Source organism: Nocardia salmonicida (assembly GCF_036142455.1).
Classification (GTDB): domain Bacteria; phylum Actinomycetota; class Actinomycetes; order Mycobacteriales; family Mycobacteriaceae; genus Nocardia; species Nocardia salmonicida.
In genome coordinates this window covers 6845239-6863502 of sequence record NZ_CP108014.1, presented here as the reverse complement: position 1 = coordinate 6863502, position 18264 = coordinate 6845239, and the positions used below count along the sequence as shown (strand labels likewise).

General features: G+C 70.4%; 2 protein-coding genes. Both read right to left on the bottom strand.

What is annotated here, in order from left to right; translation table 11 throughout:
• Positions 1-137 precede the first annotated feature (137 nt).
• The gene (locus OHS03_RS32075; protein ID WP_056819268.1) at positions 138-1160 is read right to left on the bottom strand and encodes an alpha/beta hydrolase; all 1023 of its coding nucleotides are present in this window, start codon (positions 1158-1160) and stop codon (positions 138-140) included.
• Positions 1161-1386: 226 nt separating this feature from the next.
• Positions 1387-18225, bottom strand: a complete 16839-nt coding sequence (locus tag OHS03_RS32070; protein ID WP_328659185.1) for a non-ribosomal peptide synthetase — start codon at positions 18223-18225, stop codon at positions 1387-1389.
• Positions 18226-18264 lie beyond the last annotated feature (39 nt).

Genomic DNA, 18264 nt, shown 5'->3' with positions numbered 1-18264 from the left:
CTTTCCGTTACGCGAACCAGGTTGGACCAGTCAACCTAAGTTAACCACAATTCGCAAACGTCGAGGGCAGGTCGAAGAAATGGAACCGCCCCGGCAGCGACGTACTCGCTACCGGGGCGGTTCGAGAGAAGATCCGTCTACAGGCCGAGTCCGCGAGCCAGCGTCGGCCACGACAGCTTCAGCTCGTCCTTCCAGTAGCCCCACGAGTGGGTGCCGCTGGGGCGGAAGTTGAAGGTCGCCGGGATACCGAGTTCGTTGAGCCGGTTGGCCAGATTGTGCGTGCAGTAGTTGGTGCCCGCCTCGATGACGCCACCGATCACGATCTGGTTGGCCAGGCCATAGGCCCCTGGCAGCGCGTACGGACCGTTGAGGGTGTCGTACGGGCCGGGCAGACCGTTGCCGGTGGAGATGTAGAGATCGACGCCGCGCAAGCCTTCGGCATTCACGTACGGGTCGTTCTCGACCCATTCCGCCGAGCCCTCCGGACCCCACATGTTCAGGGTGTTGCCGCCGCCCCAGGTCTCGACCGTGAGCTTCACGAACTCCGAACCGACGGGATCGGAGGTCTGCGCGCAACCGCTGTAGGCCGCGGCCGCCTTGTACAGGCCGGGCTTGGCGATCGGCAGCGCGAGCACGGTGGTGCCCGAGGTGGACAGGCCCGCGATCGCGTTCACACCGTTGGTGCCCAGCGCGCCGTCGACCAGCGGGGGCAGCTCCTCGGTGAAGAAGGTCTTCCACTTGTTGCGCCCGACGACCGGGTCGTCGTTGATCCAGTCGGTGTAGTAGCTCCAGGCGCCGCCGATCGGCTGGATGACGTTGACGTTCTTGTCGCCGAGGAACTCGAGCGCGTCGGTCTTGGCCACCCACGACGCCGAATCCTCGCCGCCGCCCGCACCATTGAGCAGGTACAGGGTGGGACGCGGGACCGAGGCGTCGGCGGGGCGCTGCACGTCGACGATGATGTTCTGGTCCATGGCCGCGGAGTACACGTGCAGTCGCAGACTGCGCGAGTCCTTCACTTCGGCCTTGACGATCTTGGAGCCGTCCTCGGAGACCGGGTTGGCGAGCAGGCTCTTGGAATCGATGATCGGGTCAGCTGATGCCGGGCTCGTACCGATGCCGGACATCAGTCCCGCCGCCACTGCCGTTGCCGCGATCATCGCCGCGGCCCGGGAGCCACGACGCCGGGTGTGCCGACGCATCAATTTCGCACCTTCGCTTCGTCTCGAATTCCGATTCGGTCCGTGCTCCCCTGCAGGGCACGAAGTTGCAACACGCCAGACCCTACGGGTTATCCGGTAGCTACAACAGGGGTAATCGTTACAACAGCGCGGTCACATCATGCCTCACCGGCACCACTGATGTCATCGCGCCCCGGCGTAAATGTCACCGCGCCCCCGCCGCACGGTCACCGGCGTCGAGCAGCTCCGCCAAACGTGGCCCGATCTCGGCCAGCGCCTGCGGCGAAGTCATCTGATCATGCACCACCGCGACCGGTCGATCACGCACCGCGCCGTCGACATACGGGGCCCAATTCGCCGCTGCCGCCTCGTGTCCGAGCGCGCTGAAGTATTCGAGCCTGCCCTGGAACACCGCGGGCCGGTGCTCGGCGATCAATTCGGCCGAGCGCACCGCGCTGCGATAGATCCGGCGCACCCGTTCGGGGGTGAGCACGGCCATGTTGGCCGGGATGATCGCGTGCAGCGCGGCCAGTGCGTCCTCGCTGAGTTCCCGCACGCCCGCGGCAGGTAGCGCCGCGCTGATGTCGACGCCGAGTTCGGCGAGCGCGTCGCGGACCGCGGTGTGGAAATCGGGCACGTCGATATCAGGATGCGAATCCAGCATCGCCAGCAGCGACACCTGCTCCCCCGCCGCCTGGAGTTCGGTCGCGACGGCGTGGGCGAGCACACCGCCCAGCGACCAGCCCATCAGCCGGTACGGCCCGTGCGGCTGCTGGGTCCTGATCTCGGCGGCGTAGCGGCGCGCCATCTCGGCGAGCGTGCCCGGTAGGTAGCCCGCCTCGCTGAGCGCGGGCGACTGGAGGCCGAAGATCGGTCGCCGGGCCGGAATGTACTGCGCCAGACCGGCATAGCACCAGGACAGCCCGTACATCGGGTGGATGCAGAACAGCGCGCCGCCCGCCTCGGTACCGTGCGGGACCCGGTTGCGGATGGCCAGCAGGACACCGAGGGCGTCGTCGGATTCGAGGTCGGAGGTGAGATCGTGTTCACCGCCTGCGGACTGGGTGGCGTCGATCCGCTCGGCCAGCGCGGCGACGGTGGCGTCGGTGAAGAACCACTGCACCCGCACCTCGGCGCCGACCCTGGTGCGCAATCGGCTGATCGCCTTGGTGGCGACCAGGGAGTTGCCGCCGAGTTCGAAGAAGTCGTCGTCGAGACCGACCTTGCCCGCGCCGAGTACCTCCGCGTAGACCTCGGCGACCGCACGCTGCAACGGCGTGGTCGGCGGGCGGTAGGCGCGGGTGGTGAAGGCGGGGACGGGCAGGGCTTTGCGGTCGAGCTTGCCGCTGGCGTTGAGCGGCAGGGAAGGCAGCAGCACCAGGCTGGCCGGAACCATGTACGACGGGAGCGCCGCCCTGGCATGGGAGAGCAACGCGGACTGATCGAAACCGACAGTGGTGGAGCCGCTTTCGATCGAGTAGCCCTCGGGGCGAGCCGCCGCTCGAGCTTCCTCGACCTGCGCCTCCGCAGGCACGATGTAGCCCACCAGACGGTCACCCGTCGGGCCGTGCACGAGCGCGACCGCGGCGTGCCGGACGCTGTGGTGGTCGCGCAGTACGGCCTCGACCTCGCCGAGTTCGATCCGCTGCCCGCGCAGCTTCACCTGGAAGTCACTGCGGCCCAGGTATTCCAGGCTCTCGTCGGAGGTCCAGCGCACGACGTCGCCGGTGCGGTAGAGCCTGCCGCCGCCGGGACGGGCGACGAAACGTTCGGCGGTGAGCGTGGGAGCGCCGAGGTAGCCACGGGCCAGCTGTACGCCTTCCAGGTACAGCTCCCCCGCGGTACCGGGTGGGACCGGTCGCAGTTGACGATCGAGCACATGGACGCGGGTGTTCGCGACCGGCGTGCCGATCGGAATACCCACGGCGGGACCGGCTTCGACCTGCGCCGCGGTGACCACGGTGGCCTCGGCGGGTCCGTACCAGTTGACCAGCGTCGCCTCGGGCACCACCTGAGCGAACCGGCGGGCGGTCGAGGACGACAGCGCCTCACCCGCCGCGAAGACCCAGCGCAGCGAGGGGAACTCGCCGCTGTCGCGGTCGGTGAGGAACGCGTCCAGCATCGACGGCACGAAATGCACGGTGGTGACGGCGCGTTCGGCGATCACCTCGGCCAGGTAGGCCGGATCACGGTGCCCGTCGGGGGCGGCGATCACCACGGTGGCGCCGGTGTGCAACGGCCACAACAACTCCCAGGTGGCTATGTCGAAGGTGACCGGGGTCTTGTGCAGCACCACGTCGCCGGGGCCGTGCGGGTAGGTGCGCTGTGCCCAGCGGAACTGGTTGACCAGCTGCCGGTGGGTCAGCATGACGCCCTTCGGCGTTCCGGTGGACCCGGACGTGTGGATGACGTAGGCGAGATTGTCCGCCTTCGGCATCTCCAGATCAGCCACTTCACCACTGAGAGCGTCGATCTCGATGACAGGAATGCCCGAGGTGGTCGTGAATCCGCCGGTGGTGAGTACGCAGATCGGCGCGGCGGCGGCCAGCACCCGCTCGGTCCGCTCGGCCGGATGGTCCGGGTCGACCGGCACATACGCCGCCCCGGTCCGCAGCACCGCGTAGATCGCGGTCACCAGGTCGATCCCGCGCCGCATCGCGACCGCGACAAGCGTCTCCGGCCGGGCTCCCTCGGCCCGAAGCCCGGCGGCGAGCGCGCGCACGCGGTCGTCGAATTCCGCGTAGGTGTAGACGGTTTCACCGTCGATCAGCGCGGTGGCGTCCGGTGTGCGCTTGACCTGCGCGTCGAACAACGACAGCAGGGTGGCCTCGTCGAGCAGTTCGGGCGCGTCGGTGGCGTTGACCGCCGCCAGCGTCGCGCGCTCCTCCGCGAGCAGCACGTCTATCTCGGCGATCCTGGCGTTCGGGCTGGCGGTGAACCTCGCCAGCAGCATCGAGAAGCGTTGCGCCATGGCATTCGCGGTGTCCTCACCGAACACATCGCGCAGGTACTTCACCGAGACCCGGAGCTGTCCATCGGCGACGATCTGCACGGTGAGCGGGTAGTGGGTGCCGTTGGCGGCGTCCATCCCGGTGACGGCGGCCGACCCGGACGCGGCCTGTGCGAGCCCCTCGCGGTCGACCGGGAACGACTCGAACACGACGAGCGAATCGAACAGCGCGTCGATGCCCGCGATCTCCTGGATCTCACCGAGGCCGAGGTAGTGATGATCGAGCAGCGCGGCCTGATCGTCCTGCAGCCTGCGCAGCAACTCGGCGACGGTATCGCCGGGACGCACCCGCACCCGCACGGGAATCGCGTTGAGGAACAGCCCGACCATCCGCTCCACACCCGCGAGCTGGGCGGGCCTGCCGGAGACGGTGGCGCCGAACACCACGTCGTCGCGATCCACCAGCCGGGCGATGAGCAGACCCCACGCCGCCTGGACCACGGTGTTCACCGTGACGCCCAGGCTCGCGGCGAGCTCGCTCAGCGCGGTGGTGTCCGAGGGCGAGAGCGCGAAGCCGGTCTCCCCCGTGCCCGTGGCGATCTCGCGGCCCTGATCGACGGGCGCGAGCGGAGTGGGCTCGGCCAGGCCGGTGAGCGCGGTGCGCCATGCCGTCCTGGCGGCTTCGAGATCCTGGTCGACGAGCCAGGCCAGGTAGTCGCGGTAGGGCGCGACCTTCTGCAGACGCCTGCTCCGGCCGCCGATCATGTACGCGGTGAGCAGCTCCTGCAGCAGCAGCGGCGTCGACCAGCCGTCGATCAGGATGTGATGGCTGGTGACGAGCAGATGCGCGGTCCCCTCGGTGCGCACCAGGGTGAACCGCAACAGCGGCGCGGCGGCCATGTCGAAATGCGTGGCCAGGTCGGCGGCGCGAATGCGCTGGTAGGCGGCGTCGTCGGCATCGATGACCTGCCACGGCACGTCGATGTCGTCGAGCACCACCTGCAGCGGGGTGCCCGCGGCGTCGGTGGCGAACGCGACGCGCAGGTTGTCGTGCCGGTCGAGCACGGCCTGGGCCGCCTCGTGCAGTCGTTCGGCGTCCACAGACGGGTCGAGGTCGAGGACGAACTGGGTGATGTAGGGGTCGACCGAGTTCTCCGCGAGCAGCGCGTGGAACAGCATCCCCGACTGCAGCGGGGTCACCGGCCATACGTCGCTGAGCAGCGGGTAGCGACGGACGAGGCGCGTCAGCTCGGTCTGGCCCAGACGCACCAACGGGAAGTCCGACGGCGTGAATCCGCCCACACCGGGCCGCAATCCGTGTTCTGCGAGTCCGCCGAGCGCGCGGATCCAGTGTTCGGCGAAAGTCTTGACCGCGTCCGCGGTGAGTACGGCGGTGGCGTAGTCGAATCGGGCGACCAACCCGTCGTCGGTGGCATCGACGGTGAGCACCAATGCCAGGTCGTCGGTGGCGACGTCGGTGTGCACACGCGCCGGGCGCAGGTCGCGCATGCGCACCGCGAATCGGCCGCGGTCCAGCGTGCGGACACTGTCGGAGGTCTCGGCGTCGAGGTAGCGGAGCAGGCCGAAACCGGCGCCGTGGGCCGGGACCGCGCGGCGCAGTTCCTTGATCTGGGCCAGGGCCGTCCCCGCGGCCGGACCGCCGACGAGCGCGTCGGCGACGTCGATCCCGTCCAGGCGCAGTGCCAGCGGGTAGTCGGTGGTGAACCCGCCGACCACGTCCTCGGCGTCGGGCCGACCGAGCAGGCGCTGGTCGGCGCGCAGCCGCACCACCGTGCCGATCACCCGTGCCGCGGTGGTCTCGGCCCCGGTGTGCAGTGCCAGCGCGGCGGCGGTGAGCAGCACCTCGTCCACGGTGGCGCGGTAGGCGTCGGCGACCGTGCGCACCGCGGTGGTGCCCTCACCGGTGATGCTCAGCGAGACCCGGTTGCGCTGGTGCAGATCGACGGATTCGCCTGCCCTGGAACGGATCGCGCGGTGCCAGTACTCACGTTCGACGCGCGCCGCGGGGGTGGACGGGTACTCGGCGAGTCGGCGTACCAGATCGCCGAGTCCGGCATCGGGCGCGGCGGGCGCGGCGTGCCGGCCGCGACTCCATGCGGAGGTCAGCTGGTCGATCACCGCGCGCCACGAATTCTCGTCGAGGACGAGGGCATTCGCGACGACGACCAGGGTGGCCGAGCTACCGGCGTCGCCGGTGAGCACGAAGTGGATATTGCGCCCCTCGTCCGGGTCGAGCGCCGCGGCGGCCGCGGCGACGATGTCGTCGACGGGCAGCGAGGACTCACCGTCTTCGGTGTCGAGCCTGCGGAAGGCGCCGCCGGTGCGCTCGTCGGGCGGCGGGATGCGCAGCACCGGGGTGTCGCCGGTGCGGTCGAGCAGCGCCCACAGCATCGGATGCTGGCTCATCACCGCGGCCGCGGCGGCCGCGACGGCCTGGTCCGGGCAGTCGGCCGGGACCTCGAGCAGTACCGCACGGGGTTCGACGACGCTCGCTCCCGCTTCGATGAGCTGGGCGGCGGTCGCGGTGAGCGGGAGCGTGGCGGACGGGACGCCCGGTTCGACAGTGACGTCGGCGCGTCCGGCCAGCGCGGCGACGGTGCGCGCGTCGAACAGATCACGCGGGCGCAGCACCACGCCGGCCGTCGTGGCCCGCGACACCACCTGGATGGCGGTGATGCTGTCGCCGCCGAGGGCGAAGAAGTCGTCGTCGAGGGCGACCCGGTCGTGGCCGAGAACGTCGCCGATCACGCGGGCGATGGTCTTCTCGGCGGCGGTGCGTGGCGGGCGGTATTCGCCGCGGACGGCGGACGGGTCCGGCAGCGCTCGCCGATCCAGCTTGCCGACGGGGGTCAGCGGAATTTCGTCGAGGACGACGATCGCGGCAGGCACCATGTAGTCGGGCAGCACCTGTGCGGCGAGCGCGGTGAGCTCGGCGGTGTCGAGAGCGCGGCCCTGATCGGCCATGACGTAGGACACCAGCATCGTCGAGCCGCTGCCGTTGTCGCGGCCGAGCGTGGTGACCCAGGCGACGCCGGGCGCGGCGGCCAGCACAGCGTCTATCTCACCGAGCTCGATGCGCAGACCACGGATTTTGACCTGGAAGTCGTTGCGGCCCATGAACTCGAGAACATCGCCGCGTCGGCGGACGAGGTCGCCGGTGCGGTAGAGGCGTGCGCCCGCGGGCGCACCGGGCCGATCGCCGAAGGGGTCGGCGACGAAGCGCGACGCGGTCAGAGCCGGACGCCGGTGGTAGCCGCGGGCCAGTTGGACACCGCCGAGATAGAGCTCGCCGGTGACGCCTTCGGGGACCGGACGCAGGCGTTCGTCGAGGATCAGGGCTCGGGTGCCACGGATCGGGCCGCCCATGTGGACGGCGTCGTCAGGACGCAGCGCGTCGCTGATGGCGGTCATGACGGTGGTTTCGGTGGGTCCGTACCCGTTGTGGAAATGCCTCTTGGGCAGCGTGTTCCAGCGTGCGGCCAGGTCGGCGGGTACGTGCTCGCCGCCGACGATCAGGGCGCGCAGACCGGGGAGACCGTCGGGGTCGAGGGTGGCCAGAACCGAGGGGGTCAGGAAGGTGTGGGTGACGCCCTCGGTGCGGATCAGCTCGGCGAGTTCGGTGCCGCCGACGGATCCGGCGGGAGCGACCACGAGGGTGCCCGCCCCGCCGATGGCGAGCAGCAGTTCCAGCATGGACGCGTCGAACGACGGTGAGGCGAAAGCCAGTGCCCGCGTAGCGGAGTCGAGATGGTAGCGCTGCTTCTGCTCGGCGCAGAAGTTGGCTAGTCCGGCGTGGGTGACGACGACGCCCTTGGGCAGACCGGTCGAGCCGGAGGTGTAGATCATGTACGCGGCGTTGCCGGTGTTCGGCGGCGCGAGCAGTTCGATCTCGCGCAGGCCGACGGTCGCGCACCCGGCGATCTCGGCGGTGAACGCCCGATCGTCGAGCGCGACCCAGCCGCCGTCGCCGGGCAGCGCGGGCAATTCGGCGAGTTCGGCGGCGAGGGTGATGCCGAAGACGGCGCCGGAGTCGGTGACCATGTGGCTGATCCGCTCGGCGGGGTAGCCGGGGTCGATCGGCACGATCACCGCGCCGGTCCGCGCGATCGCCCACACCGCGAGCACCGATTCGACCGAACGTCGAATCGCCACGGCGACAGCGGCTTCCGGACCGGCGCCGCGCGCGATGAGACCGCGCGCGAGCTGGTTGGCGGCGGCGTCGAGTTCGGTGTAGGTGAATCCGCGACCGTCGCCGCGCAGGGCGATGCCGCTCGGATTGGCGCGTACCGCGTCGTTCATCAACTGCGCGAGGGTGCGCTCCGGCTCGGCCGCCGGGCCCGCGAACGTGATCTGCGCGCGGAATTCGGTGGGATCGAGCAGGTCGATATCGCCCACGGCCAGGTCGGGGTCCGCGGCCACGGCGGCGAGCAGACGGACGAAGCGCTGACCGAAGCTATCTACGGTCGCCGCGTCGAACAAGTCTGTCGCGTAGCCGAATTCGGCGTACATGCCGCCGTTGTCCTGCTGCTCACGCACGGTGAGCAACAGGTCGAACTTGGCCTCGGCGGTGCGGGCGTCCAGCGCCCCCACCGTGATCCCCGGCAGTTCGAAGGCCACCGGGGCGAGGTTCTCGAACGACAGGGCCACCTGGAACAGCGGGTGCCTGCCCGCCGACCGCGCGGGCTGGATCGCCTCGACCACCCGCTCGAACGGGACGTCGGCGTGGGCGAAGGCGCGCAGGTCGGTGTCGCGGGTCTGGGTCAGCAGCGCGGTGAACGGATCGCTCTCGGTGATCCGGCTGCGCAGCACCAAGGTGTTGACGAACATGCCGACCAGATCGTCGAGCTCACGCGCGCCACGGCCCGCGATCGGGGTGCCGATGGCGACGTCGTCGGTGCCGCTGAGCCTGGCGAGCAGCACCGCGAGCGCGGCCTGCACGACCATGAACACCGTGACGCCCTGCGCGCGGGCCAGTCCGGCGAGTTCGGCGTGGAGTGCGGCGTCGATCTCGAAGGTGCTGGTGGCGCCCGCGAACGACTGGACCGCCGGACGCGGCCGGTCGGCGGGCAGCGCGATTTCCTCGGGCAGCCCGGCGAGCTCATCGTGCCAGTAGGCCAGCTGGGCGGCGGCCGTGGAGGTGGGGTCCGCCTCGTCACCGAGCGCGTCTCGTTGCCACACGGCGTAATCGGCGTATTGCAGCGGCAGCGGCGACCACGCGGGCGGCGAGCCCGCCGTGCGCGCGGTGTAGGCGAGGACGAGGTCGCGGGTGAGCGGGCCCATCGAGAACCCGTCCGCGCTGATGTGGTGGGCGACGAACACCAGGACGTGGTCGTCGGCGCCGAGGCGCAGCAGCCGCAACCGGACCGGCGGCGCGGCGGTGACGTCGAATCCGGTGGCGACGGTCCGGCGCACCTCGTCGGTGAGCTCGTCGCCCGCGACCTCGACCGGCGTCAGGTCCACGCGCACCGCATCGGGCGCGAGCACATCCTGGATCGGCACGTCCCCGCGCGCCGGATAGCGGGTGCGCAGGACCTCGTGCCGGGCGAACAGGTCGGCGACGGCGAGGCTGAGGGCGGGCAGGTCGAGGGCGCCGGTGAGGCGGATCGCGGCCGGGATGTTGTACACGGTCGCGTCGGGATCGAGCCGGTTGAGCAACCACATCCGCTGCTGTGCCAGCGACAACGGCACCCGCTGCGGGCGCGGTCCGGCGAGCAGGCGCGGCGTGGTCGCCTCGTCCGAGCGGTGCACGCGCAGTGCGAGATCGGCGACCCTCGGCGCTTCGAACAGCAACCGGACCCCGATCGAGCGATCGAGCGCCGTCCCGATCCGGGCCGCGGCCCTGGTGGCGAGGAGCGAGTTGCCGCCGAGGGCGAAGAAGTCGTCGTCGGCGCCGACGGAGGCGACGCCGAGGATCTCGCCGTAGACCTCCGCGACCAGCTGTTCGGTGTGGGTCGCGGGGGCACGGAAGGCGGCGGCCTCGAAGACCGGCGCGGGCAGCGCCTTTCGATCCAGCTTGCCGTTGACGGTGTAGGGCAGCTCCGCGAGCGCGACGAAGGCGTCGGGCACCAGATAGGTCGGCAGCTTGTCCCGCAGCGTGGACTTCAGCTGCGCGACATCGAGATCCGCGCCGACCACATAGGCGACCAGCCGGTCACCGAAGTGCGGGTCGGTACGAGCCAGCACCGCGGCCTGCGTCACCCCGGGCAGCCCGAGCAGTACGGCTTCCACCTCACCGGGCTCCACCCGGAATCCACGGACCTTCACCTGGAAGTCACTGCGGCCCAGGTAGATCAGCTCGCCGCCCACCGCGCGGGCGACGAGGTCGCCGGTGCGATACATGCGCGCGCCGGGCTCGAACGGGTCGGCGACGAAGCGTTCGGCGGTCAGGGCCGCCTTGCGCAGGTAGCCGCGAGCCAGCTGGATGCCGCCGAGGTACAGCTCGCCCCTGATGCCGGGGGCGACGGGGCGTAGGCGCTCGTCGAGGACGTAGACGCGGCTGTTCCATTCGGGACCGCCGATCGGCACGGTCAGCACATCGGCGTCGCTGACCCGGTGATCGGTGATCGAGACCGCGGCCTCGGTCGGGCCGTACAGATTGTCGATCCTGGTGCCCGGCAAGGCTTTCAGCAAGCGCTGGGCCAGTGTGGCGGGCAGGGACTCGCCGATCGCGAGGATGCGGGTCAACGGACCGACGCGGCCCGAACCCGTGAGCCCGGCGCCGTTCTCGTCGTGCGAGTGCGACTCCCAGTAGCCCGACAGCGCCTCGAGCAGGGAGGGCACGGCGGTCAGGGTGGTGACGCCCGCGTCGGTGATCAGGGTATCCAGGTAGGCGGGATCGCGGTGGCCGTCGGGGGCGGCTATCACCAGGCGGCCGCCACAGACGGCGGCGGACCAGAATTCCCAGACCGACAGGTCGAAGGTGGCGGGAGTCTTCAGCAGGAAGGCATCGGCGGCGGTCGTACCGAATTCACCACGGAGCCACTGCAACTGATTGACCACCGCCGCGTGCGGCACCGCGACACCCTTGGGGCGACCGGTCGAGCCCGAGGTGAAGATGACGTAGGCGGTGTTCTCCGGGTGCAGCGGCGCGCGGCGGTCGGCGTCGGTGATCGGGCGCGGATCGGCGGAGGCGATCACCGGGTGGTCGACCCGCACCACCGGCGCGGCATCGGTACGGAAGCCCTTGGTGAGCACGCAGATCGGAGCGGCGGTGTGCAGGATGTAGTCGGTGCGATCGGCGGGCTGATCGGGGTCGATGGGCACGTAGGCGCCGCCGGACCTGGTCACCGCGTACATCGCGACCACGAGATCGATCGAACGCGGCAGGGCGAGCGCGACCAGCGACTCCGGGCCGACCCCGATCGAGATCAGGTGGCGCGCGAGCCTGTTCACCCGTGATTCGAACTCGGCGTAGGTGAGCTCGAGGCGACCCTCGGGCAGATCGGCCACGAGCGCGACGGCTTCGGGACGGGCGACCATCGGCAGGTCGGCGAGCGTGCCGCCGGGCACAGCGAGATCAGCTGCCCCGCTGACTGTTTCGGAGGCCAGCTCGGCGGCGGTCCGTAGCTCGATATCGCCCACCACCACGGCGGGTTCGCGCACCACGGCGTCGAGTACCAGCGCGAGCCGGTCGGCGAAGGCTGTCACCGTCGCCGCGTCGAAGAGATCGGTGGCGTAGGTGAAGAAGCCCTCGATGCCGGTGGGCGCCCCGTGCGCGTCGTGCGCGTCGCCGACGATCAGATGCAGATCGAATTGCGACACAGCCAGTTCCGCGGACACCGGCGCGATCCGCAATCCAGGCAGTTCCAGTTCGGCCCGGTCCACGTTCTGGAAGGAAAGCCCCACCTGGAACAGCGGATGGCGTGCGGTGGAGCGCGGCGGATCGAGCACCTCGACCAGCCGCTCGAACGGAATGTCAGCGGCGGCGAACGCGGCGAGATCGCTCGCGCGCTGGGCGGCGAGCAGTTCGGCGAAGGTGGCGCCACCGTCGTAGCGGGTGCGCAACACGACGGTGTTGACGAACATGCCGATCAGATCATCGAGTTCACGCTCACCGCGTCCGGCGACGGGAGTCCCCACCGCGACATCGGCGGCGCCGGCCAACCGCGCCAGCAGCACCGCGAAGGCGGTGTGCAACACCATGAACACGGTCGCGCCACTCTCCCGCGCGATCCGGGTGAGCGCGGCGTGTGTCTCGGCGCCGATGCGCACCGGCACCCGGCCGCCCAGGAGCGAGGCGACCGCGGGCCGTGGGTAGTCGGCGGGCAGTTCCAGCAGATCCGGCAGGTCGGCGAGTTCGGAACGCCAGAACGAGAGCTGCTCGGCGCCGGCGGAATCCGCGTCGTCCTCGGCGCCGAGCCGGTCCAACTGCCACAGCGCGTAGTCGGCGTACTGCACCGGCAGCGGCGCCCGATCCGGAGCATGGCCCGCGGCGCGGGCGAGGTAGGCGGTGGTCACGTCACGCACCAGCGGCGCCATCGAGGAGGCGTCGGCGGCGATGTGGTGCACCACCACGGCGAGCACGTGCTCGGTGGGCGCGTCGGGTCCGCTGCCGGTGATGTCGAGCAGCCTGACCCGCAGCGGAACCTCGGTCGTCACGTCGAACGCGGTCGACGCGAGTGCGCTCACCTGTGCTGTCGCGTGGTCGGCACCGATCCGGTGCACGGTGACGTCGAGGTCCACCGCGTCGACCGGCAGGATCTGCTGGATCGGCCCGTCGGCGGTGTCGGGGTAGATCGTGCGCAACACCTCGTGGCGGGCCACCACGTCGCGCAGGGCGTCGGTGAGGGCGGGCACGTCGAGGGTGCCGGTCAGGCGTAGCGCGAAGGGGAGGTTGTAGGCGGCGGCTCCGTCGTCGGCGCCCTGGTCGAAGCGGTTGAGGAACCACATGCGGCGCTGGGCGGGCGAGAGGGGCAGCACGTCGGGGCGGGGCAGGGTGCCCAGCCCAGAGGTCGGTTCCGCCACCACATCGGAGCCGAGGACAGCGGCGAGCGCGGCGACCGTGGGGGTTTCGAAGAGCGTGCGCACGGCGACTCGGCCACCGGTGGCGGCACCGAGCCGGGCGACCAGGCGGGTGGCGATCAGCGAGTTGCCGCCGAGCGCGAAGAAGTCGTCGTCGGCGCCGATATCGGTACGGCCGAGGACTTCTCCGAACAGACCGGCGACGAGCCGCTCCTGGGCGGTGCTCGGTGCGCGGAACGCCCGCGCGGTGAAGCTCGGCGCGGGCAGTGCCTTGCGGTCGAGCTTGCCGCTGGGGTTGAGCGGCAGCTCGCCGAGCACGGTGATCGACGCCGGAACCATATAGACCGGAAGGGTTTTGGAGACAGCGGCCCGCAGCCGGTCCGGCTCGGTGCCGTGGCCGTGGGCGGGCACCACGTAGGCGACCAGCTGATCACCCAGCTCGGTCGCGACGACCAATGCCACTGCCTGGCTCACGGATTCGTGCGCCAACAGCGCGGTCTCGATCTCGCCGAGCTCGATCCGCTGACCACGGAACTTCACCTGGAAATCGATACGCCCCAGGTAGTCCAGTCGGTGCGGGGCATTCGAGGTGGGCCGTCGCCACACCACCAGGTCGCCGGTCCGGTACATCCGCGCACCCCGCACGGGGCCTGGAGTGCGCGCCCCTTCGGACCCGCTGCCGGACACCGAGGCGAAGGGATCGGCGACGAAGCGATCGGCGGTCAGGCCGGGCCGCGCGAGGTACCCACGGGCGAGCTGATCCCCCGCGAGATAGAGCTCTCCCGCGATACCGGGGGGCACCGGCCGCAGCCGCTCGTCGAGGACATAGACACGGGAGTTCCACTGCGGCAGCCCGATCGGCACCGAGCGCTCACCCGGCCGGGCGGGCCAGTAGGTCACCGAGACAGCGGCTTCGGTCGGACCGTACAGGTTGTGCAACCTGGCCGAGCTGACCGCGGCCATGGCATCGACGGTCTCCGCGGGGAGCGCCTCACCGATGACGAAGATCTCGCGCAGCGACTCCAGGTCGGCGTGGCCCGCCTGCCCGGAGTCCTCGGCCGCTGCCTGGGCGGCGAACATCGTGAGCATCGACGGGACGAAGTCGGTGACGGTGACCTGGTGCTTGCCGATCAGGTCGATCAGATAAGCGGGGTCGCGATGGCCGTCCGGGGTGGCCAGTACCAGTTTCGCGCCGACGCGCAGCGGCATGAAATAGCCCCACAGCGACACGTCGAAGGTGGTCGCGGTCTTCTGCAGGTAGACATCACCCAGCGCGAGCGGGTACTTCGCCAGCATCCACACCAGCTGGTTGTGGATGGCGGCGTGCGAGATCGCGACACCCTTGGGCTTGCCGGTCGAACCCGAGGTGAAGATGACGTAGGCCGGGTTCTCGGGGCGCAGCGGCGCGCGCAATTCCGACGGTAGGACCGGATCAACCGGTATTCCGACGACATCGAGATCGTCGAGCAACAGCGACGAGGTGCCGTCCGGGACCGCGATGGCGTCGGCGCGGGTGCTCAGCACGCAGGCGGGCCGGGCGGTGTCGAGGATGTAGGCGATGCGCTCGGCCGGGTGGTCGGGGTCGAGCGGCACGTAGGCGCCGCCCGCGGTGAGCACCGCGTACATGCCGATCACCAGTTCGGGTGAGCGGCGGATGGCCAGGCCGACCAGACTTTCGGGACCGACGCCCTGCTCGATCAGCACCCGGGCGAGGGCGTTCACGCGCTCGTCGAACTGCCGGTAGGTCAGCTCCGTGTCCGCGTAGACGAGCGCGGTGGCGTCCGGATGTATCTGCACCGCACGGCGATACGCGTCGAGCATCGGCTCCGGCGGCACCGGATGACGGGTGTCGTTCCAGCTCACCAGGGTCTGCTCACGCTCGGCCTCGGTGAGCAGATCGATGTCGGCGATCGCGATATCGGCGTCGGTGGCGACCGCGTCGAGCAGATGGGTGAACCTGGCCGCCAGGGATTCGATGGTGTCGGCATCGAACAGATCGGTGGCGTAGTTGAACGACGCGGCCATCGGCTCGGTCGGATCGGCGCCGGGCACGATGGTGAGCTGCAGGTCGAAACGTGCCACCGCACCACCGAATTCGACCGGTGTGGCGTCGAGGCCGGGTAGTCGCAGGTTCGGCAGGTCGAGGTTCTGGAAGAACAGGGCGACCTGGAACAGCGGGTGATGGGCCTGCGAGCGAACCGGATCGAGCAATTCGACCAGGCGCTCGAACGGCAGGTCCGCGTGGGCGAAAGCGGCGAGGTCGGCGCGTTTGGTCGCGCGCAGCAGTTCGGCGAAACTCGCTCGCGGGTCGAGGTGCGAGCGCAGCACCAGCGTGTTGACGAACATGCCGATCAGGTCGTCGAGTTCGCGGGCGCCGCGCCCGGCCACCGGGGTACCGATGGCGATGTCGTCGGTGTGCGCGACGCGACCGAGCAGCACCGCGAAAGCCGCGTGCACGACCATGAATTCGGAGGCGCCGCTGCGCTGGGCGAGCGCGGCGAGCGCGGTGTGCACCGCCGCCGGGATCTGGAAACCGAATTCGGCGCCGCGGCCGGTGAATACGGGCGGGCGAGGACGATCGGTGGGTAGGTCGAGGCGGTCGGGCAGGCCCGCGAGCGCGCTGCGCCAGTGCGAGATCTGGGCGGTGGCAACCGAATCCGGGTCCGCTTCGGAGCCGAGCAACTCGCGATGCCAGAGCGTGTAGTCGGCGTACTGCACCGGCAGCGGCTGCCACCTGGGTCGCGAGCGGTTGCGACGAGCGAGGTAGGCGCCGAGCAGGTCACGCAGCAGCGGCGCCACCGAGGCGCCGTCGGCGGTGATGTGGTGCAGGGCCACGGCGAGCACATGGTCGTGCGGCCCGAGCTCGGCCAACGCCACCCGGAACGGCACACCAGCGGCGACGTCGAACCCGGTCCCGGCGAATTCCGCCAGCCACAGCGGCAAGTCGTCCTCGGTGAGCGAGTCGACCAGCACATCGGGGACAGCCTCGGCCATCGGCAGCACGACCTGGTGGCCGACACCGTCGACCACAGCACCGTCTTCGCCCGCGCGCGCACCACGCTCACGCTCGTCGGCGTTGTAGACCGGGTACCACGTGCGCAGCGATTCGTGCCGACCGACCAGGTCCGTCAGCGCCGCGTGCAGCGCGCGAGGGTCGAACGGTCCGGACAGGCGCAGCGCGAACGGGATCGTCTCGGCCGTGGAATTCGGATCGAATTGGTTGAGGAACCACATCCGCTGTTGCGCGGGCGAGAGCGGGATCAGTTCGGGACGCCCGCGCGGCGCCAGCGGCGCGTGCCCGCCCGCGCCCTTCAGCGGCTCCAGCAGCGTGGCGAGTCCTGCGACAGTGGGACTTTCGAAGACGTGACCCGCGGGTACCCGCGCCGAGAGCTCTGCCCCGAGGCGCGCCGCCGCCCGCGTGGCGAGCAGCGAATTGCCGCCGAGCGCGAAGAAGTCGTCATCGGCGCCCACCGGGTGCTCCGGCGCGAGCAACTCGGTGAAGATGTGCGCCACCAGCTCTTCCATCGCACCCGAGGGCGCACGGAATTCCTCGGCCCGCAGGGTCGGTGCGGGCAGCGCGGCCCGATCGAGTTTGCCGACGGGAGTCAACGGGATGGCGTCGAGCACGGTGAGCGCGGTCGGCACCATATGTGCGGGCAGACCGGTCCTCGCGTGCTCGAACAGCTGGTCGGTGTCGATTCGCGCGCCGGGTGCGGCGTGCACGTAGGCGGCGAGAATCGTGGTGCCGTTGTCGAGTTCGTGCCCGATGGTCACGGCGAAGTCGACGGTGTCGTGCGCGGTCAGCACGGTATCGATTTCACCGAGCTCGATCCGGAACCCGCGCACCTTCACCTGGAAGTCGTTGCGCCCCACGAACTCGATCGCACCGTCCACCCGGCGACGCACCAGGTCACCGGTGCGATACATCCGCCCGTCCGCCCCGGCGAAGGGGTCGACCACGAAACGCGACGCGGTCAATCCAGGCTGACGGTGATAGCCACGCGCCAACCCGTTGCCCGCGATGTACAGCTCGCCGATCATCCCGTCGGGCACCCGAACCAGGCGCTCGTCGAGCACGTACTCGGTCACCCCACGCAGCGGCGCACCGATGTTCATCGTGTCGCCCACCACCAGCGGCGCGCTGATATTCGTCACGATGGTGGTCTCGGTCGGCCCGTAACAATCGTGGAACCGGCGCGAATCCGTGGCCCAGCGTCGGATCAGGTCCGGCGGGCAGGCCTCGCCACCGGTCGTGACCACGGCCAACGCGTCCAGCCCGGCCGGATCGAGCGAGGCCAGCGCGGCAGTGGTGATGAACATGTGCGTGACGGCCTCGCGACGCAACACATCGGCCAGCTCGGCGCCGCCGAGAATGCCTGCGGGCACGAGCACCATCGCGGCCCCGGCGCCCACCGCCATCAGCAGTTCGAGCACCGCCGCGTCGAACGAGGGCGACGCGAAGTGCAGGGTGCGTGAGGTCGGCTCGATCGCGTAGTGCGCGCGCTGCTCGGCGCAGTACCCGGCCAGCCCGGCGTGCGTCACCACAACGCCCTTGGGCAGGCCGGTGGAACCAGAGGTGTACACCACGTAGGCGGGGTGCTGCAGCCGCAGCGGGCGCACCCGGTCGGCGAAGGTCACCGGATCGCCGGACTGATCGTCGGTGGCGCGACGCACGCCGTCGTCGTCTAGACACAGCCAGTCGAGCGCACCCGGCAATCGGTCCACCGCCGCACCGACCGCGACGCCGAGCACAGCACCGGAATCGCCGAGCATGTGGCTCACGCGGGCGGGCGGATAGTTCGGGTCCACCGGTAGGAACGCCGCACCGGTCTTGGTCACCGCCCACATCGCCAGCACCGATTCCGGCGAGCGCGGAATGCCGACGGCCACCACGTCCTCCGGACCGACGCCGCGGGCGATCAGCAGCCGCGCCAGGCGGTTGGAACGTTCGTCGAGCTCGGCGTAGGTCCAGCGCACCGGCGCCGAGACACCGTCGTCCCAGGAGAGCGCGAGCCCGCTCGGGTTCGACTCCACGGCCACGGACAGCAGTTGCGGCAGCGACTTCCCGCGCTGCCGGGCGCGGGCGCCAGACGCCCGGTTCGCCCGGGTCACGACAGTTCCGTCCGATCGACGGAGTCGACTTGCCGTTGC

Bases quoted from the DNA above. Each gene is read 5' to 3' on its own strand.
- OHS03_RS32075 (WP_056819268.1), bottom strand. From the start codon at position 1,160: ATGATCGCGGCAACGGCAGTGGCGGCGGGACTGATGTCCGGCATCGGT.